This is a genomic window from Kitasatospora sp. NPDC008115 (assembly GCF_042957205.1).
GTDB lineage: Bacteria > Actinomycetota > Actinomycetes > Streptomycetales > Streptomycetaceae > Kitasatospora.
This window is the reverse complement of sequence record NZ_JBIBHU010000006.1, coordinates 1-23,637: the sequence shown is the minus strand read 5'-3', so window position 1 is coordinate 23,637 and position 23,637 is coordinate 1. Positions and strand designations below refer to the sequence as shown.

Sequence of the window (23,637 nt, the reverse complement as noted above, 5' to 3'; positions counted from 1 at the left end):
GTGCTGCGCGCGGCCGGTGCCGGAGGCGGTCCGCTAGGCCCGGATCCGGCAGGACCGGGTCAGGCAGGACCGGCTCAGACGCGGTCGAGGGGGCGGTGCGGTTCGGCCGGCAGTTCGACCTCGATCGCGTCGCCGGGCCGGATCGCCCCGCCCGTGCGGACCACGCCCATGATCCCGGCCTTGCGCACCACGTTCCCGGCCTCGTCCCGCCCGACGACCTCCTTCAGCAGACCGCCCTTGAAGCGGTCGATCTGCAGGCACGGGTTGCGCAGCCCGGTGACCTCCACCACCGCCTCCGCCCCGATCCGCAGCAGCGTGCCGACCGGCAGGGCGAGCAGGTCGATCCCGCGCGTGGTGACGTTCTCGCCCAGTTGCCCCGGCGCCACCGCGAATCCGCGCTCCCCGACCTCGGCGAACAGCTCCTCGTGGATGAGGTGGACCTGCCGCAGGTTCGGCTGCGTCGGGTCCTGCGCGACGCGCGACCGGTGCTTGACGGTCACCCCCGCGTGCACGTCCCCCTCCACGCCGAGCCCGGCGAGCAGCGTGATGCTCTCCCGGTTCGGCTTGGTGAAGGAGTACTCCCCGTTGCTGCTGACCGCGGCGACCGTCCCACTCATCCGTACAAACCTCCCGTTGGGGGTGGTGATCCACCCGACACCCTATGCCTGCCGCCCCGCAACCGTCCGCCCCGCCGTCGGCGTGGAAGAGTCCGTGGAGGAGATCACGGACGAGATCACGGACGGAACGGCCCTCGCCGATGAGCGGGACACCGAGGAGCGGCTGCGGGCCGTGCTGGCGCGGCACAGGCGGACCGGGGACACCGCCGAACTGCGGCTTTCGTACGAGGATTTGGGTCGGCCGCGGGTGGAGGTGCCCGGGCTTGCCGAGGACGTGCGCGCGGCCGTCGTGCACGCGTACGCACCCCGGCGGGCCGCGGCGACCAGCGATCCGCGCTGGCAGGTCGAAGCGCTCTGCACCGAGCCGCCCGCGCCGGTCGACGCCGTCGAACTGCGCGGCCGCGCGATGATCGCGCTCGCCACCGCCGGCCGCACCCCGCAACGGCCGATGCCCTGCGACCTGTACCCCGACGAGGTCGACGGCCACTTCGACGTGATCCTCTACACCGGCGGCCTGCGCAACCATCGACGGCCCGGCGAACTGTTCCTCTCGCCCCTCGGCCCCTTCGTGGGCGGCAGCGACCAGGACCGCCACGTCCGGAGGGCCTTCGCCGCAGCGGGCTTCCACTGGATCGACGAGCCCACCGGCGCCATCCGCCTCCCCGGCCTCGACCTCCACCACCGCGACCGGCGGAAGGTCCTGTGCGTCGAGGACCTCCTGCTGGTCCACTGGCACGACCGGTGACCTCGGAGATCGCGGACCTGGACATTCCCTCGGACGGCCACGGCCGGTCGTGAGTGCACGTACTCAGGCCGGGCCATGGGCGCGACCACAGGACGGTCAGCGCGGCGACGAAGGGAGGTCACCGGAGGCAGAGAGCCGGCGGCGGTTCGGTGAGGACGAGGACGAGGACGAGGACGACGTTCGATACTCCGGTCGGCACGGGCCTGCTCGGGCCGACTCGGTCGGCTGCGGCCGTCAGGGCTCCGGGACCTCCACGACGAAGAAGAGGAAGCTCATCTTGGTCGAGAGGTGCTGGAAGTCCTTGGGGAACAACTCGCGGGCGGCCGGGTCGGGCTGGGGTTCGCTGAGGGTGGTGAGGCGGAAGCCGGCGGCGGTGAAGGCGTCGGTCATCGCGTGCAGGGGGCGGCGCCAGAAGGTCACCGGGTAGGACTGACCGTTGAACGACCACTCGTCGGTGTAGCTGGTGGTGGCGAAGTAGTCGGGCCGGGGGTTCTGGATCGCGTAGTCGACGAACGGGTGCTGGACGGAGGCGATCAGGCGGCCGCCGGGCCTGAGCACCCGGCGCATCTCGGCGAGCGTCGGCCCCCAGTCCTCCAGGTAGTGCAGCACCAGCGACGCCACCACGTCGTCGAAGGCCCCGTCCTCGAACGGCAGGCTCTCGCCCAGGTCGCCCACGTGCAGGTCGGCGTCCTCGCCGAGACGGCGGCGGGCCAGCGCCAGCATGCCGGCGCTGGAGTCGATGCCGGTGACGGTGGCACCGGCGTCGTGCAGGTCGGCGGACAGGGCGCCCGAGCCGCAGCCGGCGTCCAGGATGCGACGGCCGGTCACATCACCGGCGAGGGCGAGGATCGCGGGCCGGGCGTGGTAGGCGTTGAGCAGGTTGTTCTCGGTCTCCGCCGAGAACTCCTCGGCGAAGCCGTCGTAGTCGTTCACCCGAACCGGGGGCGCGGGCGGGAGGGGGATCTCGGCATCGCCGGTGGAACGCGTCATCGCCGCAGCCTAGCCCGGTCGGCGACCTGCCGGAGCAGGAACGTGGAGGAGGGGCCGACCGCGCACCAGGTGTTCTCGGTCTCGTCGTCGGCCAACCCCGAGGCGGCCACCACCGGGAGTTCGCAGTGCTCGCCGGCCTCCAGCGGCGGCAGGGTCCACGTCATGCCGTGGTGGTCGCCGAAGTCGACGCCCCAGCCGTTGAACGACCGGGCGTAGACGTCGTCGAGCAGGGCGGCCCAGCGCCGCGGCCGTTCACGTGTCTCGCCCTCCCAGCACATCGCCTCCTCGTCGTGGCCGCCGACGGTGAGGCGGGTCCGCTCGTCCTCGACGGTGACCGCGGCCAGCGCCTGCCCGCCGTCCCACACGGCGTCGGCACCCTCGGGGAGCTCCGGCGGCAGCGACGCCTCGAACCGCACCCGCGTGAGTGCGGCCAGGGCGTCGATCCGCCAGACCGCCGCCTGACAGCCGGTCAGCGGCCCCCAGGTCTCCGGGTCGAGCTCGGGATCGTACGCGGCCAGCAGCAGTTCGACGCGGGCCGAGGGGTGGCTCCACCGGGCGATCAGGCCGCCGCCCGGAAGCTCGAACAGCTCGCCGGGAAGCGGCGGAAGAGCGGCGCCCCCGAGGGTCGTCGTGAAGGTGAGCGGGCCGAACGGCGTGGTGATCGCGGGCCGTTCGACGGGCTTCAGGGGCGTGCGCGGGAAGGCGGGGAGCAGCACCGTGTCAGCCGGCCGGGGTGAGGCGGTACAGGACGCTCGGGCGCAGCGGGCCGGGGGCGTGGGGGTCCTCGAAGTCGTCCGCCGGGTCGGTGGTCATGCCGAGCCGGCGCATCACCGCCTGGGAGCGGAGGTTGCGGACCGTGGTGACGGCGAGGATCTCGGGCAGGGCGAGCGTCTCGAAGCCGAACGCGAGGACCGCCCGGGCGGCCTCGGTGGCGTAGCCGTGGCCCCAGGCCGACCGGGCGAGCCGCCAGCCGATCTCGACGCCGGTGAACGGCAGGCCGTCGTCGATGTCGTCGAGGCCCGCGAAGCCGATGAACTCCCCCGTGGCCCGGACCTCGACGGCCCACCATCCGTAGTCGCGTCGCGCGAAGTCGGCTTCGTAGCGGGCGACGGACACATGGCTCTCCGCGCGGGTGAGGACATCCCCGAGGTGTTCGCGGACCTCGGGGTCGGCGTTCATCGCCGCCCAGGGTTCGAGGTCGGAGTCGCGCCAGCGGCGCAGCAGGAGGCGGTCGGTGTGCAGGTCGGTCATGGCGTCCAGCCAAGGTGATCGCGTGCTCGGGGGCAAGCGGGTTTCGCCGGGCCGGGGCGGTGGAGGTCGGTGGCGACGACGCGCCGGTCGTGGACGCCGACGGCGGGCGGGGAGGCGGGCCGGACGGCGGGCGGGCGCATGGCGGCGGGGTCGAGGACGCGGCGAGCCCGAGCCGGCCGGTTCCGCCGGTCACCAATGCCTTCGGCATGGCCGAGAGGCTGGGGGGTGGAGCGCACCCGAAGTCAAGGGACCCGAGGGGAAGGGACGTCGGGCCGGCGGGGCCGGTGACCGTGGGTGTTCATTCACCGAGCCTTCGCCGAGGCCCCGCGAGGGCGTACGCGGCGGTGCCGGAGGTGACGAGGGTGAGGGCGGTGAGGGTGGCGGTGGTGGTGCCGGGTGGGTGGAGGGGCCAGGTGAGGAGCCGGGTGGCGAGGTCCGGGGCGGGTGGGAGGACGAAGGCGACGGCGAGGCAGGCGAAGGGGGGCAGCCAGGCGTAAGGGCGGCCGAAGCAGGTGGCGCCGAGGGCCGCGAGGCCGGTGAGGCCGGCGCTGTCGCGGAGGGTGAGGGCGAGGGGGCCGGGTGGCAGGAGGGCGGCGACGAGGGCGGTGCCGAGCAGGAGGTGGGCGGCTCGGCGGGGTGGCCAGCGGAGGGCGGCGGTGCGGTCCAGGGCGGGGTCCGGGCTGCCGAGGCCGGCGGAGAGTGCCATCGCCCCGGCGGCGAGGACGAGGGCGGACAGGCGCGGGCTGCCCCCGAGGCGCCCGTCGGCGAGCCGGGTGAGCGCCGCGAGGAATGCCAACGCGCCGAATACGAACGGAAGTCGGCGCGAGCGCGCGTACAGGAGAAGCCACCTCACCGGGCCGCACCGCCCGCCAGCGCGTCCAGCGGGTCGTCCGTGCAGGAGACGGCGGCGGTGTGCAGGGCGGCGATCCGCTGCCGCTGTTCGGCGGGCGGCAGCGCGCTGAACGCCTGCCAGGTTGGGGCGGCGAGGTCGGTCTGGTCCTGCGCGCTGTGCATGGTCCCGTCGAGCGGCCGCAGGTCGCCGAGGACCCAGGCGGCGGCGATGCTCTGGGCGACCGTCCCCTGCAGCGTCCCGCTCTCGCGGTCGCTGCGGGGGTGGCAGAGCGGGGCGATGCCCTGGCCGACCAGGGCCCGGGTCAGCGCCTCTCCCCCGGCGGCGGCGAGCACCGGGTCGTCGAAGTCGACGAGCAGCGCGTCGCGCGGGCGTTCCGGCGTGGCGCTGATGGCGCGCGGGGCGGTGGTCTCGCGGACGGCGGTCGGCGCCCGGTCGCCGAGGGCGGTGCGCAGCAGGCCCAGCGCGTCCCGTCCGGGGCCGGCGAGTTCGTCGAGGCGGGAGCGGTGGGCCGCCGTCACGCAGACCGGGCCGTCGCAGACCTGGGCGGTCTCGGCGCGGTCGAGGACGTAGGTGTCGCGGGGGTCGGCGGGGAGCACGAGCAGCGCGAGCGCCCCGCCCGCGAGGAGCGGGGTGAGGGCGAGCAGCCGGGCGCGGCGGGTGGCGGCGGCCAGCAGGGCGAGGCCCGTCGCGGCCAGGCCGAGCAGCCAGAGGGCCTGTCCGAGGTGGACGGGGGCGGAGAGGGTCAGGAAGGTCTGGCGGACGTCTGCGGTGGCCGGCGAGAGGAGGGAGAGCCGGTTCGGGACGGCGGAGGTCGGCACGGCGGCGTCGGTGGTCTGGCGCAGGGCGTTGGTGAGCGCGAAGGCGGCGACGGCCAGGGCGGGCGGGGTGAGGACGGAGGGCAGGACGCGGGCGACCCCCATGCCGAGGACGGCGCCGGCGGCGAGGGCGAGCGCGCCGACGAGCGGGATCGGCAGCCAGCCGGCGCCGGTGGTCGCGGTGCCTCCGGCGAGCGCCCGGACCGCGCCGAGGAGGACGAGCAGCAGGAAGGCCCCGGCAAGGGCGAGGGCGGTCGGGCCGGCGAGGGCTGCGGCGCGGTGGCGGGCCGGTCGCGGGGTGGCGGCGAGCAGTTCGGCGGTGCCGGAGCGGTGGTCGCGCAGGCCCTGCAGCGCGCCGAGGCCGAGGGCGAGCGGCCACAGGAGGATCAGCAGGTGGCGGGTCCACAGGGCCATGGACGTCCACTGGGCCGTCCACAGGGTGGCGCCCTTCGACCATGGCCCGGAGCCGAGTTCGAGGAGGGCCAGCGAGACGGCCAGGACGGTGGCGCCGGCCCAGGGGGCGACGGAGCGCCGGAGTTCGGTGCGCAGCACGCCGGTCGGGAGGCTCACCAGGCACCCCCGGTGCGTGCGGGGGCGGCGAGCAGGGCGGAGTAGCCGCGTTCCAACGGGGTGTCGCCCTCGTGTTCCGGGCCGCCGGCGGCGGCGAGTCGGCCGGGTGTGCCGTGGAAGACCAGCCGCCCTTCGGCGAGCAGCAGCACGTCGGTGCAGGCGGCGGCGACGTCCTCGACCAGGTGGGTGGAGACGAGGACGCAGGCGTCCGTGCCCAGTTCCTGGAGCAGTTGGCGCAGGCGCAGCCGCTGGGCCGGGTCCAGGCCGACGGTCGGTTCGTCGAGCAGCAGGACGGCCGGGTCGTTGACGATGGCCTGGGCGATGCCGGCGCGCCGGACCATGCCGCCGGAGAGGGCTTTCATGCGCTCGTCGGCGCGGTCGGCGAGGCCGACGCGTTCGACGGCGCGTTGCACGGCGGCGGGGATGTCGGCGGCGGGCACCTCCTTCAGCCAGGCCATGTACTCGACGAACTCCCTCACGGTGAACCGTTTGTAGTAGCCGAACTCCTGCGGCAGGTAGCCGATCCGGCGGCGCAGTGCGCGGTGGTCGCCCGGTCCGCCGAGGGGGTGGCCGAGGAGTTCCAGTTCGCCGCCGGCGGGGCGCAGGACGGTGGCGAGGGCGCGGATGAGGGTGGTCTTTCCGGCGCCGTTGGGGCCGAGCAGGCCGTGGACGCCGGGGCCGAGGGCGAGGTCGAGGCCGTCGACGGCGAGCCGTTTGCGGCCGGCCCTGACCTGGAGTCCGCTCGCCCGGATCTCCCAGGCGTAGGTGGTGGGGGCGAGGTCCGCCGGGTTCACTGCGCGCATCGTGCGCTGTCGCTCCTTCCGGATGTTCATCGGTGGTCCGCCCGGGTGGCGTAGGCGCGGCGGCGGGCGGCCACGACGGCGGCGCCGAGCGCGAGCAGCAGGCCCCAGGCGGGCAGGGCCTCGGCCCGCAGGACGACGGGGGTGCGGTCGGCGGCCAGGGCAGGGGCCACGACCGCAGCGGCCCAGGCGAGGACGAGGGCGAGGGCGGCGCGGGCGGTTCCGATCAGTCCGCCGAGGGCCAGGGTGGTGGTGGTGAACGCCAGGCAGGGCAGCAGCCATTGCGCGGCCGTCAGGCCGGTCGCCCAGCCGGCCGCGAACAGGGCGGGGATCACCACGGCGAGCACGGCGACGGTGCGGCGCAGCACCAGTGCGAGGCCGGCGCGCGGGGTGGCGGCGGTGAGTTCGTGGGCGGGGTCGAGGGCGGGTGACCAGGAGAGCGCCACGCCGCCGACCGGCAGGACGGGGGCGAGCAGCAGCAGGAGGGGGACCTGGCCGGGGCCGGTGGCGGGGCCGGCGAGGTCCAGCAGGAGGGCGAGCAGGGTGACGGCCAGGAGCATGGCCAGCCACGGGGTCATGGCGGGTGTCGTCCAGGTGGCGAGGCGGGCGGCGAGCCGGCGGCGCGGGGGTGCGGGGGTGGCCTGGGCCAGGTGGGGTGCGAGGCCGGCCCAGACGGCGTCGGTGAGTGCCGTGACGGCGGGGGCGGTGGCGGTGACGGCGGCGGACAGCCGGTCGCGGCAGGTCCGGCAGGTCTCCAGGTGCGCTTCCAGGGCCCACACCTCGTCGGCGGCGAGGCCGGCGGCGGGGCTGGTGGCGGGGCCGGCGGCGCCGCGCGCGTAGGCGTCGATGAGCCGTGCCGATGCGTGGTCCGCGCTCATGCCAGTTCCTCCCGCATCGCGATCCGGGCCCGGCGGGCGCGGGTCTTGACCGTGCCCTCGGGCAGTCCGAGGACCACGGCGGTCTCCCGGACGGACAGTCCGTCGAGCACCATCGCCTGGAGCACGTCCCGGAGTTCGGGCGCGAGGCGGCGCAGGGCGTCCCCGACGTCGCCGCCGACGGTCGTCACCAGCGCCTCCTCCTCGGCGGCGGGCGCCACGGGGTGCGGGGCGGCTGCGGGCGGGGGCTCGGCGTGGTGGGCGCGGCGGCGGAACGCGTCGACGAGGCGGCGGGCGGCGATCGTCCACAGCCAGCCGACGGCGGTACCGCCGGTGCCGCCGACGCCGACGCCGACGGTACGGCTGCCGGCGAAGGAGCCGGCGGCCCGCCACACCGCCAGGTAGGTCTCCTGCATGACCTCGGCGACGAGCTGCTCGTCGGCACAGCGGCGCCGCAGCCGCACGGCCAGCCAGGGCGAGGTGCGACGGTACAGCTCCTCGAAGGCGGCCCGGTCCCCCCGGGCGACCCGGTGGAGGAGGGCTTCCTCGTCCAGTTCCTGCGGCGGTGCCGCCTTGGCGCGTTTCACACCTGTTAGACGCCGGGCCGGACCTGCGGGTTTTCGGTTCGGCGTGATCCCGGTCACACGGGGAGGCGGGGCGCCCGGTTCGGAAATGCGGTGGACCCGCGGGCAGGCGGGCCGGTTCACTGCCGCCATGGAGAACACCGTGGAGCACCTGCTGTGGGAGCGGATTCCGGCCGAGGGTCGCGCCGAGGTGGACCGGCTGATCACGGCGGGGCGCAACATTCCGGCGCTCAAGGCGATGCGGCAGCACGCGGGGGCGCCGACGCCCGAGTTCCGCGACTGCATCGACCTGCTCGACCTGCGGTTCCGCGTGCTGGGCCGGAATCGGGAGGACGACGCGATCGCACGGGTTCCCAAATGACACTTCAGGTGTCATGATGACACCATGAGTGTCAGTCGAGGTGACGGGGCGGACGGGCCCGCGGTGGCCGGGCTGCTGCACGACGTGATCCGTCGGCTGTGGCCGGTGCACCGGGTGATCGTGCGGGCGGTCGAGCGCGGGCTGGCCGGGACCGGTATGACCGCCGGTCAGCACGCGGCCCTGGACGCGCTGCGGCGCGGCGGGCCGCGGACCGTGCCGCAACTGGCGCGGGCGCTGGACCTGGACCGCCAGCCCGTGCAGCGGCTGGTGAACGACGCCAAAGCGCTCGGGCTCGCCGAGACCGTCGCCAACCCGGAGCACCGGCGCTCCTCGCTGGTTCGGCTCACCGCGCACGGGGAGGCCGTGCTCGCCCGGGTGCAGGGCGCCGAGCAGGAGGCGCTGCGGCGCCACCTCGGGGACCTGGACCCGGCCGACGTCGCCACCGCGCTGCGGGTGCTCGACCGGCTCGGCGAGGTGTTCCACGAGCTGGAGCGGGCGGCCGACGAGCGCGAGCGAGGCGGCCTCGGCAACGGGGACGACCGGCACAACCGGCATGACCGGGACGACCGGCATGACCGCGACGACGATCGAGGAACGGACGGAACATGACCGAAGCGCGCACCGGCACCGCCCCCGTCACCGGCGGCGAGCTGTTCTACGAAGTCGCGGAGGGCGCCGGGCCCACCGTCGTCCTGCTGCACGGCGGCCTGCTGGACCGGCACAGCTGGGACGAGCAGTTCGCCCGGCTCGCCGCCCTCGGCCGGCACGTCGTCCGCTACGACGCCCGCGGCCACGGCCACTCCTCCAGCGTCAGCGGCGACTACGCCCACCACGACGACCTGCGGGCCCTGCTCGCACACCTCGACGTGCCGCGAGCCGTGCTCGTCGGCCTCTCGCTCGGCTCGCGCATCGCGCTGGACACCGCGCTCACCCACCCCGACCGTGTGGCGGGCCTGGTCCTCACCGCGCCGGGCGTCAGCGGACGGCCGTTCACCGACCCCTTCGTGACCCACCACACGGAGCAGCAGATCGCCGCGCTGGGCGCCGGCGGCGAGGAGGGGGTCGGCCGGTTCGTGGAGCACTTCCTGCGGATGTGGGCGGACGGCCCGCACCGCTCCCCCGCCGAGGTGGACGGCGCGCTGCGGGAGCGGCTGCGCGCGTCGGTGACCGCCAACGTGCTGCGCCACGCCGCCGGCTTCGGCGCCGGGCGGCCCCTGGAGGCGGGCGCGGCCGACCGGCTCGGCGAGCCGGAAGCGCCGACCCTGGTGCTGACCGGTGAGCTGGACGGCGCCGACATCCTGGCCAACGCCCGTGCCCTCGCCGACGCCGCCCCGCGCGCGCGGGAGGTGGTGCTGCCGGGCGCCGCGCACATGGTCCCGCTGGAGCGCCCGGACCTGTTCGAGCGCGAGCTGGACGCGTTCCTCGCCTCCCTCTGACGTCCTCCGGCTACGCCACCAGGCGCAGCCAGGCCGCCGCGAGCGCGTCGTGCCCGGCCGACGTCGGGTGGACGCCGTCCAGGGACCAGTGCTCGGGTCCGTCCGTCGCCGCGAGTTCGGCGAACATGCCGTCGGCGGCGAGCAGATGGGCGCCGTAGCGGCGGGCGAGCCTGCGCACGGCCTCGATCTTCGGGTCCAGGTCGGCGCGCCACTCCTCGCGCTGCTCCGGTCCGACGAGCGCAGAGCCGGCCTCGATGACGCCGCTGACGGGCAGCAGGAACGGCTCGATGAGGATCAGTTCCGTGCCCGCCTCGGCGAGGGGTTCGAGGAGGCGGTCGTAGCCCGCCTCGAAGTCCCGGGCCGGGATCACGTACCCCTCGGGGTCGAGGGTGTGCCAGCCCATGTCATTGGCCCCGACCAGGATCGACACCACGTCCGGGCGCGCGTCGAGCACGTCCCGCCGCCAGCGGGCTTCGAGGTCCATCACCTTGTCACCGGCGTTGCCGGTGTTCAGCCAGGCCACCGGCCGGTCCGGGTGCCGGCGCCCCCACTCCTCCGCGACACGCAGCACATACCCGACCCCGAGGCCGTGTCCGACGACCCGCCGCAGGCCGTCGGTGATCGAGTCGCCGGTGAACATCACGGTGCTTCCGGAGCGGATCGTGATCGTCATGTGCACTCCCGTGGGCTCGGGTTCGGAGGAGGCGGGGGGGTGGATCCGGTCAGGGCTTCAGCAGCCCGTGGGTGCCGTTCTGGAAGGTGAAGACGATCGGCGCGGCGTCGCACTCCTCGCGGAAGTATCCGCCGTAGCCGGGCTCTTCGACATGAGGGGCGAGCAGGTCGAGGACCGTGACCAGCCCGCCCAGGTCGTCGTCGAGCCAGTAGGTGCGGCTGAACAGTCCCCATGGGTGGGGCTCGCGGCCGGCCGTGGAGCCCCGGGACCGACGCCGGAGGGAGGCGCAGTCCCCGCCGGGCAGCCGGCTGTCCGGGTCCGGTGCGAGCAGCGGGTAGGCGTGCTCGTCCGGGTCGAGCCCGCTCGGGCGCTCGGGAATCATGCCGAGGTGCCAGCGCAGGGCTTCCAGGACCGTGTCAGGCGTGTCGTCCCGGAGGAAGCAGGTGAAGACGACTTCGAAGTGGAGGCTCACGGGGCCGCATTCTGCCCGGAGCGACTGACAGTCGCGGGTCGCCGTGGCGCTGCGCGCGGTGCGGGTGGTCAGAGGGTGGCGGCGAGGCGTTCGTAGGTGCGGCGCAGGACCTGGCAGGCGCGGCGGGTGGGACCGGCGAAGGTGGGATCGGTGGTGAGGGTGGACCAGTGGGCGAGGCGGGCCAGGGCGGTGCGGCGCTGGTCGAGGCGGGGGGTGTGTTCGGGGAGGCCGAGGCGGGCGGCCGTGGTGGTGCCGAACTCGCCGATGGAGCGGCGCAGTTCCAGCAGGTCGGGGCCGACGAGACCGGTCAGGCGGCCGTCGTAGCAGTCGCGCAGCACGGTCAGCTCGCGGAAGGCGTGCTGTTGCACCTCCAGGTCGACGAAGCGGCCCACCGCGCGGTCGACGGCGGCGCGGAGCCGGGCGGCGGACGGCGGGTCGGCGGGCAGCAGGTCGGCCGGGAGGGTGTCGGGCAGGGTGCGGGCACGGTCGACGATGCGGCGCAGCTTGATCAGGTCGGCCCGGGCGCCGAAGTGGTCGGCGAGCAGGCTGCGGAAGTCGGCGAGGCCGCTGCGCCGGTCGAGTTCGGCGCGCAGGGTGGGCAGGTCGTCGACGCCGTCGCGGATCAGTCCGCAGGCGAGGGTGAGGCCGTAGCCGGCGAGCAGGCCGAAGAGGCGGGCGCGGCGGTCGGCCGGCACGGGGAGGTCGGGGTAGGGGCGGGTGGTGAAGTACGGGCCGCGGGCGGCGCGGCGGGCGAGCAGGGCGGGTTCGACGGTGGCCAGTTCGGCGAGATCGGCGTGGTCCGCCTCGGTGAGCAGGGCGGCGGCGGCGCCGACCAGGCTGCAGAGCGGGCGCAGGTCGTACATCAGCCGGACGCCACCGGCGGCGCTCATCACCCGGTCGGCGACCCGGCGGCCCTCGGCCAGCGGGTCGGGGTGCTCGGGCCAGTACAGCTCGACCTTGGTGAGGGCGCCGACGGTGGTGAGTGCGCCACCGGGGGCACCCGGCCCACCGGGTCCACCGGGTCCACTGGGGGCACCCGTTCCACCGGGTCCACCGGGGGCGCCCGGGCCGAGGCCGGCGCCGGTGAAGTCGGCGAGCAGTTCCTCCTCACCCCGGGCGAGGCCGCGGGCGAAGACCAGGACCAGGGCGTCGGCGCTGCCCGCGTGGCCGATCGAGTCGGCGCGCACCTCGTCCGGTGAACGGCCCAGGAAGCGCAGGGTGTTGGCGGAGTCGGCGCCGAGCACCGAGTCCAGCCCGGGGGTGTCGACCAGATCGAAGGAGCGCAGGTACGGGCTGGGGTCGGTGACCACCAGGTGGTCGACCGCCCGCAGGCGGGCGCGTCCGGCCTCGTCGTCGTCGCGGGCCCGGACGGTGAGTGCGCGCAGGTCGTCGGGGTGGTGCCGCTCGGCGGGGCGGCCGTCCTTGTAGTGGACGGTGACGGTGCGCTCGGGGCCGTGGGTGAGGCGGCTGACGTTGAAGGTCAGCTCCTCGGCCCCGGTCTCCACCCGGTGGGCGCCGAGCAGGGCGTTGACCAGGGTGGACTTTCCCGCGCTGACCCGGCCGACCAGGGCGACCCGCATCGGGCGCAGGGCCAGCTCGCGGTAGCCGTCGAGCGCGTCGAGGGCGGGCAGGAGGGCCGCCGGGGCGCGGTGGCGGGGGCCGAGCAGGGCGGCGGCCTCGGCGACGGCGCGTTCGGTGGCCTCGCGCACACCCGGCTCGGGCTCGGGATGGGGCCCGGGATGCGGCGAGGGGTCCGACGAGGGTGCGGCGGCGGGCCCGGGCACCGGCGGCGGCCCCGGGACGTGCGGCGGCGCGGGCGGCTGCTCGCCGCCGCCCCGCCCGAACCGCCACCAGCGGCCGCCTCCCGGGCTCACCGCGGCTCCGCCAGCAGGGCCGCCAGCCGGGCGCCGAGCTGCTCCACCCCCGCCCGGACCTCCGTCAACGGGCGGCGCTCCAGCCCGAGTTCGGCGGCCCGCCGGGTGGCCTGCTCCCGGGTGGCGCTGCGGGTGGATTCGAGGCGGGCCAGGGTGTCCCGGGCGGCGGCCTGCTCGCGGGCGATCCGGCTCTCCAGCTCGGCCCGCACCGCCTCCGCCAACGTCCGGGTCAAGTCCCGCACCGCGTTGGCGAGATGGGCGTACTGCCCGGCCCGCATCGCCTCCAGTTCGGTGCGCAGGCTGGTCCGGCGGGCGAGCCGGTCGGCGATCTGCTGGTCCCGGACGGCGCCCCGGTAGCCGGTGACCCCGCCGAACAGCGCGCCGACCACCGAGCCGATCGAGGTGCCGATCTGGGCGCCGACCGCCGTCCCCGCGCCCGGCAGCACCAGCGTCCCGATGATCGCGCCGATCGCGCCCGCCGCCAGACCGCCCGCCGTCGTCCCCATGCCGGAGCCGGCGGACACCGCGCGCAGCCGGCCCCCGCCGCCGGCCTGCCGCTCCCCCTCCCCCAGCCGGCCGGTCACGTTCAGCGGCGGGACGGGCGGCTCGGGCAGCCGCCCGGTCGGGCGGGCGTCCAGCTCCAGGCCGTTGCGGCGGGCGAACTCGGCCTGGAGGTCCGCCGCCCGCAGTCCGGCCAGCTCGCCGACGGTTCCGGTGACCAGCGCCGCGTCGGCGGCCAACTGGCCCACCAACCGGTCGGGTTCGGCGAGCATCGCGTCGTCGTACAGGTACTCGGTGCGGAACCGGTGCCAGACCTGGTCCAGCTCCTGCTGCGCCCGCACGCCCAGGGTGCGGCCCAGATCGGCCACGGCGTCGACGAGTTCGCGGCGCCAGCGGGCCTGGGAGGAGGCCAGTTCGGCGATCCGGCGTTCGCGTTCCTCGGTGTCGGCCTGGAGTTCGGCCAGCCTGGTGCGGGTGTCGTCGAGCAGGGCCTGCAACTCGGCCTCCACCGGTTCGAGCATCGTCCGCGCCGACGCCTCCAGTTCGGCCAGCGCGCCGCCGACCAGCAGCGAGGCCCGGCGGCGGGCGAGCGCCGACCAGAGCACCCGCTCGAACTCCTCGAAGTTGGTGATCTCCAGGTCCTCCGGGTCGCCGTCCGCGAGGTGGTCGAGCTTGGCGCGGGCGGAGACCGGCACCAGCGGGACGTCCTGCGGCGCGAGGCCGGTGGCGGTGGCGAGCTTGGCGAGGGTGTTGGCGTGGAGCGCGGTGTAGTCGCCGACGGTGTCGATCTTGGTGAGGGCGAAGACCAGCCCGTCGGTGCCGTCGAGCGCCCGGGAGGCGGCGGCCGCGCGGGAGAGGAAGCGCAGTTCGCTCTCGGTCAGCGGCTGGGTGGCGTCGGCGACGAACACCAGCGCGTCGGCCTGTGGCAGGAAGCCCGCCGTGACGGCGGTGTGCGCCTGGTAGACCGCGCCGACACCCGGGGTGTCCACCAGGACCAGGCCGGAGGCGAGCCGCGGGTTCGGCAGGTGGACGGAGATCAGCCGCACCCGTTTGACGTTGCCCGGGTTGCCGGACTCGGTGGCGAACTCGGCGATCCGCCCGCGCGGGATCTCCACCTGCTCCGGCTCGCCGCCGGGCCGGTCCTCCGGCGGGTCGAGGGTGACCACCACCCGCTCGACGGGGCCGAAGGCGGCGGTGGTGACCAGGCTGGTGGCGAAGTAGGTGTCCCGGGGGAAGAGGTCGGGCTCCTCCAGCAGGGCGTTCAGCAGGCTGGACTTGCCTCGCTTGAACTCCCCGCACACCACCACGGTCAACGTCCCCTCGCGCAGCCGCCGTTCGGCTGCCGCCAGCCGTTCGGCGGTGAGCGCGTGGCGGGCGCCGCCGGCGGCCGGGAGCAGCGTGGCGTAGAGCGCGAGCGTGTCGGCGCGCAGCGCGTCGAGGGTGCGGGGCCCGGAGGGCGGGGTGCCGGGGGTCATGCGGGTCCTCGGAGGTCGGGCGGCAGGTGCGGCGGAACGTCGGGCGGCAGGTGGGGGCCGAAGTCGCCCTGCTCGGCGATGCCGCGCAACTGCTCCTCCATGGCGGCGAGTCGGTCGGCGTCGGCGGTGAGGATGTCGTGGATGAAGTCGGCGGGGTCGACGGCCGCGGCGGGGTCGACCGGCGCGGCCTCGGTCTCCATCGGCTCGTCGGACCCCGCCGGGTCGGCGGCGTCCGGGTCGTCCTCGGCGGGGGCGGCCTCGTCGGCCTGTTCGTCGATCAGGTCGATCGCCTCGGCGAGGTCCTCGACCAGGTTGCCGACGAACTCGGCGACCTCGCCCACGAATTCGGCGAAGCCCTCGACGGCGTCGTGCTGGTCGGGCAGGTGCAGCGGGTCTCCGCCGTCGGGGTCGAACATCCTGTCGTCCTTCATCGTCGGCTCCGGGTTCTCCACACGCCGTCCCGCCGCGCCGTCCGGCGGACGAACAGCCCCAGCAGCCAGAGTCCGAGGAGCCACAGGAGCGACACCGAGATGATCCCCGGCGGAATGTCGTGGGCGTCGGCCAGCACCCCGATCACGGCCACGACGGCGCCCCCTCCGAGGAGCACCGTCACGATCACCCGTCCCAGTGGGCTGCGCTTGGTGGCCCAGCGCGCCAGGAGCAGGATCAGCAGGAGCGCCAGTTCGACGACCAACTGGTTCCCCAGGTCGGGGAGCCAGTCCTCGTAGGTGTCGTCGCATTCGTATCCGGTGCAGTGGCCGAACAGCACCATCTGGAGGAAGCCGAGGCCGATGGCCAGCGGCCCGGCGGCGCCCAGCAGCCACAGCCGCGCGGGCACCGAGGCCAGGCCCGGTTGCGGTGCCGGTGCCGCCGCCTGTGGCGGCGCCTCCTCCTGCTCCACCGCGAGCAGCCACTCCCCCGCGCCCACCGTCTCGCCGGGGGTGCGGAGGTGGCGGACGACCCGGCCGGGGGCGGCGGCGGCCAGTTCCAGCAGGGCGCCCTCGGGGGTGCGCAGGGTGCCGAGGGCGGCGCCGGCCTCGTACCCGGCGCCGGGCGGGACGTTCCAGGCGGTGAGTTCGGCCGGTGCGCCGAGGTCCCAGGCGAGCGGCACGGCGTCCGGTTCGGCGGCGACCGCCAGCAGCCGTCGGTCGGCGGAGCGGGCGGCCCAGGCGGCGGCGCCGTGCACCACGGCCAGGTCCGGGTCCTCGACCACCCGCAGCGGGCGGTTCAGCCGGTCCGCGAGCAGGGCCCGCACGGCCGGGACGCGGGTGGTGCCGCCGACCAGCAGGACGGAGTCGACGGCGCGCGCCCGCACCCCGCAGTCGGCGAGCAGCCGACGGCAGCAGCGGCACCGTCCGGTCGAGCAACGGGCCGATCAGCGCTTCGAGTTCGTCGCGGGCGACCCGGCTGGACGGGCCGAGCGGGGTGAGGTAGTCCTCGACCAGCGGGGACTCGGTCAGCTGGTGCTTGATCCGGCGCACGAAGTCGCCGAGTTCCAGCTGCGCCCGCAGCGCTCCGGCGCCGCCCGCGCCGAGCAGGGGCTCCAGCCAGTCGCGGCCGCGCTCGCGGATCCGGCCGGTGAGCAGGGCGTCGATGTCCCGGCCGCCGCAGTCGTCCAGGGCCGCGTGGCCGAGCACGGTGTGCGAGGCGCCGTCCGCGCCGATCCGCACCAGGGCCGTGTCGAAGGTGCCGCCGCCGAAGTCGTAGACCAGCACCGGCTCACCGGGCGCGAACGGCTCCCCGGCGACGGTGGCGTGCGCGGCGGCCACCGGCTCCGCCAGCAGCTCGACACTGCGGAAGCCCGCCACCGCACCGGCCTCCAGCATCGCCTCCCGCCGCGGGTCCACCGGCCCGTAGGAGGCGGGCACCGTCACCACCAGCCGGTCGACGTCCCGGCCGACGACGGCCCGCGCCTGCCCCCGGAACTCGGCCAGCACGGCCGCCACCAGGGCGACGGCGGTGAAGGAGCGCCCGCCCAGGACGACGGGCGCGCGCTCGCCGAGGTCACGCTTGAACTCGGCCCGGTAGGAGTCCGGTTCGGCCCGCTTGCGGCGCTCGGCCGCCGAGCCGACGAGCAGCCGCCCGTCCGCGCCGACGGACACCGCCGACGGCCAGGAGAGCAGCCCGCTGGACGGTTCCTTCAGCGGGCGCTCACGCCCGTCCAGGACGACGGCCGCCGCCGAGGAGGAGGTGCCGAAGTCGACGACGAGCACCGGCTCGCTCACGCTCCACCCCCCGAACGGACCCGGCCGTCGGTAAGGGTTCCGGCCCGGGACCGCGGCGAGGATAGCAGCGGCGGATCCGCCCGTTCCGCCGCTTCGGCACCGGCCAGGAAGACCGATGTGATGTCGTGATCGACGGTCCACAGAAGGATATTGATGGACCGTCAGTTCCGTGAGCGAACCGCGCCGGGCCGACGGAGGCAGGTCCCCGGCGCGGCGGTCGTCACGCCGCGGCGGACCGGGCCAGCACGCCGACGGCCAGGATCGCTCCGCCGAGCAGCAGGCCGATCGAGCCGAGGACGCCGGCGGGCTGCCAGCCCTCGCCGGTCCTCGCGTCGGCGGCGAAGGCGCCGGCGATCAGCAGCAGGGACGCGAGGACGGTGAGGGCGCCGACGCCGAACGTCCCCCGGACCAGGGCGCTCCCGGAGCGGCTGGGGCCCGTCCTCGGACCCCCGTCGTCCGCCCGGAGGGCGGGGGTTCGAAGACGGGCCCCAGGGCGGGCGGGGGCCGCGGTCTCGGTCGTGTTCACGGTGATCTCCTTCTGCGGTGCCGAGCGGTGCACTTCGAAGGGTGTCCGGGCAACGTATCGGTCCTCCCGGCGGTCGTGTATCGGTCCCCGCACCGATCTGCGACGGTTTCGCAACGGACGGCGCCGGGGACGCCTCGGCCCGGCGGGCGCAGGGTGGCGACGGCGCCGCCGTCCGGGGCGTCGGCGAAGCGCGGTTCGGCGCCGGGCAGCCAGGCCCGGCCCGCGGCGATGGTCAGGCCGGGCCGTGGCCGGCCGCGTTCGGCGGCGCCGGTACGGAAGCGGCGGGGGCCGTGGCGCGGCAGGCCGGACGGGAGGCCCGGCCCGTGGTCGCGTACGACGACGGTGCGGCCCTCGACGGTGACCCGCACCGGGGCGGCGCCGTGCCGGTGGGCGTTGACGACGCGTTGCCGACGGTCCGCTCCAGCCGGCACGGGTCGGTCCCCACGGTCTGCGTGCCCGCCGCCGGGAACCCGGCCTCGTACCCGGTGCGCGCGACGGCCTCCCGGACGGCTCCGCCGAGCGGCACCCGCACGCGCACCGGCTGCTCCGCCCCGGCGTCCAGGCGGGAGACCTCCAGCAGGTCCTCGACCAGGTGGAGCGTCCGCCGCCGCCCGGCGGACACCCGGGGCGGTGCCGGGGCCGCTCAGCCGGCGAGGCCGTGTCCGATCAGGCGGCTGCGCAGCCCCGCCAGTTCGCGCCGGACCAGGGGGGGCAGGCCGTCCTCGCCGTCGCCCGCCGCCAGGACCGACCCGAGCAGTTCGGCGGCGGCCCGCGGGTCGTGCGCGAGCAGGTGGCAGTCGGCCACCCGGACGGTGAACAGCAGGCGGGCCGAAGGCAGTTGGTCGGGGGCGAGCAGGGCGAGCGCGGTCTCGGCGGCGTCGACGGCGCGCCGGGCGAGGCGGGGGTCGTCGACGGCGGCGGCGGCGTCGCGCAGCGCGGCGGCGGCGCCGGCCTCGACCCGCAGCCGCATCGAGGCGATGGAGAGCCAGGCGGCGTCGGACTCGTCGTGCACGCCGATGTGGTCGAGGTGGTGGCGGGCTCGGGCGATGTGGCGGACGGTGGCGCGCACGTCGCCGGTCATGGCGTGGGCGCGGGCCAGGCCGATCTGGCCCATGGCGCCGGCCCAGTGCCGGGCGGGGGCGACCCGGGCGATCTCGTGGGCGTAGCCGAGGGCGGCGGCGGGGTCGCCGTCGAGGCGGGCGAGGAAGCTCATGTCGCTGAGCGCGGCGACCTGGGTGGCGGCGTCCTCGGCGAGTTCGGCCCAGCCGAGGGCGCGGGAGAAGCAGGCCATCGCGGTGGCGTTGCGGCCGTCCTGCATGCGCAGCGCGCCGGCGGCGTGGGCGTACTCGCCGGCGAGCCGGGCGAGCGGGCGGCGGGCGGGGCCGTCGGGGTGGGCGGACAGCCGGCGCAGGACGACGCGCAGGGTGTCCTCGACGGCCTCGGTGCCGGGGCCGCCGGGGCTGTCGCCGGCCCGCAGGTGGGCGGCGAGCAGGCCGGCCAGGGCGTGCGCGGTATCGGGGTCCAGGGGCGGGGCGGCGGCCGGGTCGGCGGCGCGGAAGGCGGCGTGCAGGACGGCGAGGTCGGCGGGCGGGGGGACGTCGCAGCCCGCGGCGTCGTGGAGCGGGCAGAGCAGGCCGTAGTCGGGGAGGCGGACCGGCAGCTGGGTCGCGAGGCCGGGCGGCAGGGCGGGTGCCAGGGCCGCGACGGGCGGGCCGGGCAGCGGGGCGCGGGTCCAGTCGCCCGGCGCGGGCGGCGGGCCGGCGGGGGCCGGGGCGGTCGGGGGCGCGGCCGCGGCGGGCAGGGCGCCCTCCTCGGCGAGGCGGCAGGCGGCGCGCAGTTCGCCGCCCGCGAGCAGGAGGTCGTCGAGGCGGTCGGCGATCCGGGGGCTGGTGCGGCGGGTGCCGTGTTCGAGCTTGCTGACGGCGGTGTGGTCGTAGCCGATCTCGGCGCCGAGCTGGGCCTGGGTGAGGCCGGCGCGGCGGCGCCACTGGCGCAGGCGGAGCCCGAAGGCCCGCCAGGCCTCGTCCTCGGCCGGCTTGTGCGCCGCCCGGTTCCGGTGCACGGGGCTGCCCTCCCGAGTGCGGTCCGGGCCTTCCGGTGGGGAGGTCCGTTCAGGAGGACGGTACTGGACGACGGCCACCTGCGTACATGCGGTGGTCTCAACCACTTTTGGTATCTGGTCTCTACCTCTCCTCTCTTTGGTCTCAACCTGTTCAACCGGCCGGCCCGGTCCGCCGCCGGCGCCGGGCCCGGCCGCGACCACCCCCGGCGACCTGCCCGGACGCCCCGTCAACTGCCAATTCTCCGTCCAAATACGAGTTCTGACGGCACTTGACGGAACTTGCCAACCGCCCCGTCGGCACGTCCTGGCCGTTGACCGGGCCATGACGGCGTGTGAGGGTTCCGGCACCCGAGCGCGGACACCCGCACGGCCGTCCCCCACGGCCCCAACGGTGAGCGCCCTGACGGCACGCCGTCCGCGATCGAGCACCCCCACGTTCGAGGAGCCTCGGAATGAAACGCAGATTGCTGACGGCGGGGACCACCCTGGCCGTCCTGGCCGGCATGCTGACCGCCACCGCGGTCGGCCAGGCCGCCGCCGACCCCGGCCCGGTCGCCCCGACACCCCCCAGCGCGCTGGCCGCCGCCGTGAACGCCGCCGACGCCGCGGCCGCGGCCGGCCTGGACGCCCTGGCCAAGGGCCCCGACGAGGCCTACGAGCGCCAGTCGGTCACCCCCTGGCTGGGCGGCCTCTACTCGGTCGCCTACGAGCGCACCTACAAGGGCCTGCCGGTGGTCGGCGGCGACGCCGTCGTCCTCGCCGACGGCCAGGGCCAGGTGCGCGGGCTGCAGTCCGCCACCTCCGGCCCGGTCGGCGTGCCGACCACCGCGCTGATCAGCGCCGCCGCCGCGGAGAAGACCGCCCGCACCAAGCTGGCCCAGGTGGACGGCGTGCAGTCCCGCCGCCTGGTCGTCCGGGTCCAGGACGGCGCCGGCCGGCTCGCCTGGGAGACCGTGCTCACCGGCCGCACCGCGACCGCCCCGAGCACCCTGCACGTCTTCGTCGACGCCCGCAGCGGCGAGGTGATCGACAGCTACGACGACGTGCGGGCGGGCACCCTCAACAGCAAGTGGAACGGTCCGTCGCCGACCATCAGCACCACCGGCTCCGGCAGCTCCTACTCGCTGCGCGACCCGAGCCGCCCCGGCCTGAGCTGCGCCGACAACGCCACCGGCCAGGTGTTCAGCAAGTCCTCCGACACCTGGGGCAACGGCAGCGCCACCAGCAAGGAGACCGGCTGCGGCGACGTGTTCTTCGCGGCGCAGAAGGAATGGGACATGCTCCGCGACTGGCTGGGTCGCAACGGGCACAACGGCAACGGCGGCAGCTGGCCGGTCAAGGTCGGCCTCAACGACGTCAACGCCTACTGGGACGGCTCCTCCGTCTCCATCGGCCACAACAACGCCAATGAGTGGATCTCCTCGATCGACGTCGTCGGCCACGAGTTCGGCCACGGCATCGACCAGTTCACCCCCGGCGGCGCCAACAACGAGAACGGCCTGGGCGAGGCCACCGGCGACATCTTCGGCGCGCTGACCGAGGCCTACGCCAACCAGTCCTCGCCGTACGACGACCCGGACTACCTGGTCGGCGAGATGATCAACCTGGTCGGCCGAGGCCCGATCCGCAACATGTACAACCCCTCGCTCGTCAGCAACAACCCCAACTGTTACTCCGCCTCGATCCCGAGCACCGAGGTGCACGCGGCCGCCGGCCCGCTGAACCACTGGTTCTACCTGCTCTCCGAGGGCTCCAACCCGGGCGGCGGCAAGCCCACCAGCCCGACCTGCAACAGCTCCACCGTCACCGGCGTCGGCATCAAGGACGCGGGCCGGATCTTCTACGGCGGCATGCTGCTCAAGACCAGCGGCATGACCCACAAGAAGTACCGCACCACCACCCTGACCGCCGCCAAGAGCCTCGACCCGAGCTGCAACCTGTGGACCCGCACCAAGGCCGCCTGGGACGCCATCAGCGTCCCCGCGCAGCCCGGCGACCCGACCTGCACCGGCGGCCAGACCAACGAGTTCTCGCTCTCGCTGAACCCGTCGGCCGGCCAGGTCCAGCCCGGCGCCTCGGCCACCTCGACGGTGAGCACCGCCGTCACCTCGGGCGGCGCGCAGTCGGTCAACCTGAGCGCCTCCGGCGCCCCGAGCGGCGCGAGCGTCAGCTTCAGCCCGTCCTCGGTGCAGACCGGCGCGTCCTCCACGATGACCGTCCTCACCAGCGCGAACACCGCGCCCGGCAGCTACGTGATCACCGTCACCGCGAGCGGCCAGGTCAGCCACACCGCGCAGTACACGCTGACGGTCGGCGGTGGCAACCCGGGCGGCAGCGCCCCTGACATCAGCGTCGCCAACGTCCAGGCGCACCTGAGCCAGTTCAACACCATCGCCTCGCAGAACGGCGGCAACCGGCGCACCGGCACGGCCGGGTACAGCCAGTCGCTCGCCTACGTGAAGGCCAAGCTCCAGGCGGCCGGCTACCAGGTCTCCGAGCAGACCTGCACCACCTGCACCTACCAGGCCAACAACCTGATCGCCGACTGGCCGGGCGGCCCCGCCGACCAGGTCACCATGTTCGGCGCGCACCTGGACGGCGTCAGCGCCGGCCCGGGCATCAACGACAACGGCTCCGGCTCGGCCGTGCTGCTGGAGAACGCGCTCGCCCTCGCCCAGGCGAACCCGACCCTGACCCGCCACGTGCGCTTCGCCTGGTGGACCGGCGAGGAGCAGGGCCTCCAGGGCTCCAAGCACTACGTGAGCCAGCTGAGCTCCACCGCCCGCAGCGCGATCAAGGGCTACTACAACTTCGACATGGTCGGCTCGACCAACGGCGGCTACTTCATCAACAACGTCAACTCCGCCACCTCGGCGCCGATGAAGGCGTACTGGGACTCGCTGAACCTCCAGCCGGAGGAGAACGTCGAGGGCCAGGGCCGCTCGGACGACGCCTCGTTCCAGTCGGCCGGCATCCCGACCTCGGGCTACGCGGCGGGCGCCAGCGCCACCAAGACCTCGTCCCAGGCGGCGAAGTGGGGCGGCACGGCGGGCCGCGCCTACGACTCCTGCTACCACTCCTCCTGCGACACCACCAGCAACATCAACGCCACGGTGCTGGACCGCAGCGCCGACGGTGTCGCCTACACCCTGTGGAAGACCTCGGTGGGCAGCGGCCCGATCCCGACCAACGACTTCTCGGTCGCGGTCAACCCGGCCACCGGCAACGTCAAGCCGGGCCAGTCCACCACCGCCACGGTGAGCACCCAGACCACCTCCGGCTCCGCCCAGACGGTGAACCTCTCCGTCTCCGGCGCGCCGGCCGGGGTGACCGCCTCGGTCAGCCCGTCCTCGGTCCAGTCCGGCGGCTCCGCGACGCTCTCCGTCGCGGTCGGCTCGTCGGTCCCGAACGGGACGTACAACCTGACCGTGACCGGCACCGGTTCGGTCAGCCACACCAGCAGCTACTCGCTGGTGGTCAGCTCCGACCCGGGCCCCGGTGGCGGCAGCTGGACCCCCGGCACCACGTACCAGGCGGGTGACGTCGTCACCTTCAACGGTGCCAGCTACCGGTGCCTCCAGGGCCACACGGCCCAGGTGGGCTGGGAGCCCAACATCGTCCCGGCCCTCTGGCAGGCGATCTGAGCGGACCGGATCGTCTCCGGGACGGGATAAGGGCGGTGCCGCGGTTCGTCGAGGGGGACGGACCGCGGCACCGCCGCGTCCAGGGCGTGTCCGACAATTCGCGTCGCACGCCCGGCGGGAACTGTCGGACACGCCCTAGTGTCCTGCGCCGGAGATCCGTCGTTAGATCTTGCATGAGTGATTCTTCGGATGCGCCGGTGCGTCGTCGTGGTCCTGCTTTGGAGCCGTTGTTGTTGTCCGGCGAGGAGCGGGCGGTGCTGACGCGATGGGCCCGGCGGGCGACGTCCG

Annotated in this window: 23 protein-coding genes and 1 pseudogene; 5 read left to right on the top strand and 19 right to left on the bottom strand. The window is 75.3% G+C overall.

Features of this window, described 5'->3' with window-relative positions:
- Nucleotides 1–74 precede the first annotated feature (74 nt).
- A complete protein-coding gene (locus ACFZBX_RS09750; protein WP_391532656.1) occupies nucleotides 75–617 on the bottom strand; it encodes an MOSC domain-containing protein in 543 nt (180 codons plus the stop codon).
- Between the two features lie 94 nt (nucleotides 618–711).
- Between ACFZBX_RS09750 and ACFZBX_RS09745 the strand changes: the two genes are divergently transcribed.
- Nucleotides 712–1,362, top strand: a complete 651-nt coding sequence (locus tag ACFZBX_RS09745) for a hypothetical protein (RefSeq protein WP_391532655.1) — start codon at nucleotides 712–714, stop codon at nucleotides 1,360–1,362.
- Nucleotides 1,363–1,596: 234 nt separating this feature from the next.
- Here the strand turns inward: ACFZBX_RS09745 and ACFZBX_RS09740 are convergent, their stop codons facing one another.
- From ACFZBX_RS09740 to ACFZBX_RS09705, 8 genes are all read right to left on the bottom strand, one after another.
- The gene (locus tag ACFZBX_RS09740; protein ID WP_391532653.1) at nucleotides 1,597–2,352 is read right to left on the bottom strand and encodes a class I SAM-dependent methyltransferase; all 756 of its coding nucleotides are present in this window, start codon (nucleotides 2,350–2,352) and stop codon (nucleotides 1,597–1,599) included.
- Entirely contained in the window at nucleotides 2,349–3,068 is a 720-nt protein-coding gene (locus ACFZBX_RS09735; RefSeq protein WP_391532652.1) for a hypothetical protein, read from the bottom strand. Before ACFZBX_RS09735 ends, ACFZBX_RS09740 begins: the two co-directional genes overlap by 4 nt.
- A 4-nt stretch (nucleotides 3,069–3,072) precedes the next feature.
- A complete protein-coding gene (locus ACFZBX_RS09730; RefSeq protein ID WP_391532650.1) occupies nucleotides 3,073–3,603 on the bottom strand; it encodes a GNAT family N-acetyltransferase in 531 nt (176 codons plus the stop codon).
- Nucleotides 3,604–3,901: 298 nt separating this feature from the next.
- Nucleotides 3,902–4,399 (bottom strand): hypothetical protein, encoded by a 498-nt coding sequence (locus ACFZBX_RS09725; RefSeq protein WP_391532649.1) that lies wholly within the window; start codon nucleotides 4,397–4,399, stop codon nucleotides 3,902–3,904.
- A gap of 53 nt (nucleotides 4,400–4,452) precedes the next feature.
- Nucleotides 4,453–5,841, bottom strand: coding sequence for a hypothetical protein (locus tag ACFZBX_RS09720; RefSeq protein WP_391532647.1), 1,389 nt, complete (start codon nucleotides 5,839–5,841; stop codon nucleotides 4,453–4,455).
- Nucleotides 5,838–6,674 (bottom strand): ATP-binding cassette domain-containing protein, encoded by an 837-nt coding sequence (locus tag ACFZBX_RS09715; RefSeq protein ID WP_391532646.1) that lies wholly within the window; start codon nucleotides 6,672–6,674, stop codon nucleotides 5,838–5,840. The genes ACFZBX_RS09720 and ACFZBX_RS09715 overlap by 4 nt, the downstream gene beginning before the upstream one ends.
- Nucleotides 6,671–7,519 (bottom strand): zf-HC2 domain-containing protein, encoded by an 849-nt coding sequence (locus ACFZBX_RS09710; RefSeq protein WP_391532644.1) that lies wholly within the window; start codon nucleotides 7,517–7,519, stop codon nucleotides 6,671–6,673. The genes ACFZBX_RS09715 and ACFZBX_RS09710 overlap by 4 nt, the downstream gene beginning before the upstream one ends.
- The gene (locus ACFZBX_RS09705) at nucleotides 7,516–8,103 is read right to left on the bottom strand and encodes an RNA polymerase sigma factor (protein ID WP_391532642.1); all 588 of its coding nucleotides are present in this window, start codon (nucleotides 8,101–8,103) and stop codon (nucleotides 7,516–7,518) included. Before ACFZBX_RS09705 ends, ACFZBX_RS09710 begins: the two co-directional genes overlap by 4 nt.
- 127 nt (nucleotides 8,104–8,230) lie before the next feature.
- On the opposite strand from ACFZBX_RS09705, the gene ACFZBX_RS09700 reads away from it, so the two are divergent.
- The 3 genes from ACFZBX_RS09700 to ACFZBX_RS09690 are packed head-to-tail and all read left to right on the top strand — an operon-like array spanning nucleotide 8,231 to nucleotide 9,897.
- Complete coding sequence (locus ACFZBX_RS09700; RefSeq protein ID WP_391532640.1) at nucleotides 8,231–8,461, top strand: hypothetical protein; 231 nt, start codon at nucleotides 8,231–8,233, stop codon at nucleotides 8,459–8,461.
- 24 nt (nucleotides 8,462–8,485) lie between these two features.
- On the top strand, nucleotides 8,486–9,070 hold the full coding sequence (locus tag ACFZBX_RS09695) for a MarR family winged helix-turn-helix transcriptional regulator (protein ID WP_391532639.1): 585 nt from the start codon (nucleotides 8,486–8,488) through the stop codon (nucleotides 9,068–9,070).
- Nucleotides 9,067–9,897 carry an alpha/beta fold hydrolase gene (locus ACFZBX_RS09690; protein WP_391532638.1) on the top strand — a complete coding sequence of 277 codons (831 nt, stop codon included), beginning with the start codon at nucleotides 9,067–9,069 and terminating at the stop codon, nucleotides 9,895–9,897. The genes ACFZBX_RS09695 and ACFZBX_RS09690 overlap by 4 nt, the downstream gene beginning before the upstream one ends.
- Before the next feature lie 10 nt (nucleotides 9,898–9,907).
- On the opposite strand, the gene ACFZBX_RS09685 is transcribed toward ACFZBX_RS09690, so the two are convergent.
- The 10 genes and pseudogenes from ACFZBX_RS09685 to ACFZBX_RS09640 all read right to left on the bottom strand — a co-directional run bounded on the left by ACFZBX_RS09685 (nucleotide 9,908) and on the right by ACFZBX_RS09640 (nucleotide 19,705).
- Nucleotides 9,908–10,570 carry an SGNH/GDSL hydrolase family protein gene (locus tag ACFZBX_RS09685; RefSeq protein WP_391532636.1) on the bottom strand — a complete coding sequence of 221 codons (663 nt, stop codon included), beginning with the start codon at nucleotides 10,568–10,570 and terminating at the stop codon, nucleotides 9,908–9,910.
- 49 nt (nucleotides 10,571–10,619) lie between these two features.
- Nucleotides 10,620–11,042 (bottom strand): hypothetical protein, encoded by a 423-nt coding sequence (locus ACFZBX_RS09680; RefSeq protein ID WP_391532635.1) that lies wholly within the window; start codon nucleotides 11,040–11,042, stop codon nucleotides 10,620–10,622.
- A 68-nt stretch (nucleotides 11,043–11,110) separates the two neighbouring features.
- Nucleotides 11,111–12,916 (bottom strand): dynamin family protein, encoded by a 1,806-nt coding sequence (locus ACFZBX_RS09675; RefSeq protein ID WP_391532633.1) that lies wholly within the window; start codon nucleotides 12,914–12,916, stop codon nucleotides 11,111–11,113.
- Entirely contained in the window at nucleotides 12,913–14,892 is a 1,980-nt protein-coding gene (locus ACFZBX_RS09670; protein WP_391532632.1) for a dynamin family protein, read from the bottom strand. The genes ACFZBX_RS09675 and ACFZBX_RS09670 overlap by 4 nt, the downstream gene beginning before the upstream one ends.
- Nucleotides 14,889–15,323, bottom strand: a complete 435-nt coding sequence (locus ACFZBX_RS09665; RefSeq protein WP_391533087.1) for a hypothetical protein — start codon at nucleotides 15,321–15,323, stop codon at nucleotides 14,889–14,891. The genes ACFZBX_RS09670 and ACFZBX_RS09665 overlap by 4 nt, the downstream gene beginning before the upstream one ends.
- The gene (locus tag ACFZBX_RS09660) at nucleotides 15,320–16,207 is read right to left on the bottom strand and encodes an Hsp70 family protein (RefSeq protein ID WP_391532630.1); all 888 of its coding nucleotides are present in this window, start codon (nucleotides 16,205–16,207) and stop codon (nucleotides 15,320–15,322) included. The genes ACFZBX_RS09665 and ACFZBX_RS09660 overlap by 4 nt, the downstream gene beginning before the upstream one ends.
- 94 nt (nucleotides 16,208–16,301) lie before the next feature.
- Nucleotides 16,302–16,829 (bottom strand): annotated as a pseudogene (locus ACFZBX_RS09655) (Hsp70 family protein); the annotation flags it as partial.
- Between the two features lie 508 nt (nucleotides 16,830–17,337).
- Complete coding sequence (locus tag ACFZBX_RS09650) at nucleotides 17,338–17,643, bottom strand: hypothetical protein (RefSeq protein WP_391532629.1); 306 nt, start codon at nucleotides 17,641–17,643, stop codon at nucleotides 17,338–17,340.
- Between the two features lie 232 nt (nucleotides 17,644–17,875).
- Nucleotides 17,876–18,265 (bottom strand): hypothetical protein, encoded by a 390-nt coding sequence (locus tag ACFZBX_RS09645; protein ID WP_391532628.1) that lies wholly within the window; start codon nucleotides 18,263–18,265, stop codon nucleotides 17,876–17,878.
- 21 nt (nucleotides 18,266–18,286) lie between these two features.
- A complete protein-coding gene (locus ACFZBX_RS09640; protein WP_391532626.1) occupies nucleotides 18,287–19,705 on the bottom strand; it encodes a helix-turn-helix domain-containing protein in 1,419 nt (472 codons plus the stop codon).
- Between the two features lie 452 nt (nucleotides 19,706–20,157).
- Between ACFZBX_RS09640 and ACFZBX_RS09635 the strand changes: the two genes are divergently transcribed.
- Nucleotides 20,158–23,349 carry a M28 family peptidase gene (locus tag ACFZBX_RS09635; protein WP_391532625.1) on the top strand — a complete coding sequence of 1,064 codons (3,192 nt, stop codon included), beginning with the start codon at nucleotides 20,158–20,160 and terminating at the stop codon, nucleotides 23,347–23,349.
- Nucleotides 23,350–23,637 lie beyond the last annotated feature (288 nt).

Coding starts and splice junctions, on each gene's coding strand:
- ACFZBX_RS09635 (WP_391532625.1), top strand. CDS start 20,158: ATGAAACGCAGATTGCTGACGGCGGGGACCACCCTGGCCGTCCTGGCC.
- ACFZBX_RS09690 (WP_391532638.1), top strand. CDS start 9,067: ATGACCGAAGCGCGCACCGGCACCGCCCCCGTCACCGGCGGCGAGCTG.
- ACFZBX_RS09730 (WP_391532650.1), bottom strand. CDS start 3,603: ATGACCGACCTGCACACCGACCGCCTCCTGCTGCGCCGCTGGCGCGAC.
- ACFZBX_RS09700 (WP_391532640.1), top strand. CDS start 8,231: ATGGAGAACACCGTGGAGCACCTGCTGTGGGAGCGGATTCCGGCCGAG.
- ACFZBX_RS09695 (WP_391532639.1), top strand. CDS start 8,486: ATGAGTGTCAGTCGAGGTGACGGGGCGGACGGGCCCGCGGTGGCCGGG.
- ACFZBX_RS09750 (WP_391532656.1), bottom strand. CDS start 617: ATGAGTGGGACGGTCGCCGCGGTCAGCAGCAACGGGGAGTACTCCTTC.
- ACFZBX_RS09665 (WP_391533087.1), bottom strand. CDS start 15,323: ATGAAGGACGACAGGATGTTCGACCCCGACGGCGGAGACCCGCTGCAC.
- ACFZBX_RS09710 (WP_391532644.1), bottom strand. CDS start 7,519: ATGAGCGCGGACCACGCATCGGCACGGCTCATCGACGCCTACGCGCGC.
- ACFZBX_RS09685 (WP_391532636.1), bottom strand. CDS start 10,570: ATGACGATCACGATCCGCTCCGGAAGCACCGTGATGTTCACCGGCGAC.
- ACFZBX_RS09715 (WP_391532646.1), bottom strand. CDS start 6,674: ATGAACATCCGGAAGGAGCGACAGCGCACGATGCGCGCAGTGAACCCG.
- ACFZBX_RS09670 (WP_391532632.1), bottom strand. CDS start 14,892: ATGACCCCCGGCACCCCGCCCTCCGGGCCCCGCACCCTCGACGCGCTG.
- ACFZBX_RS09740 (WP_391532653.1), bottom strand. CDS start 2,352: ATGACGCGTTCCACCGGCGATGCCGAGATCCCCCTCCCGCCCGCGCCC.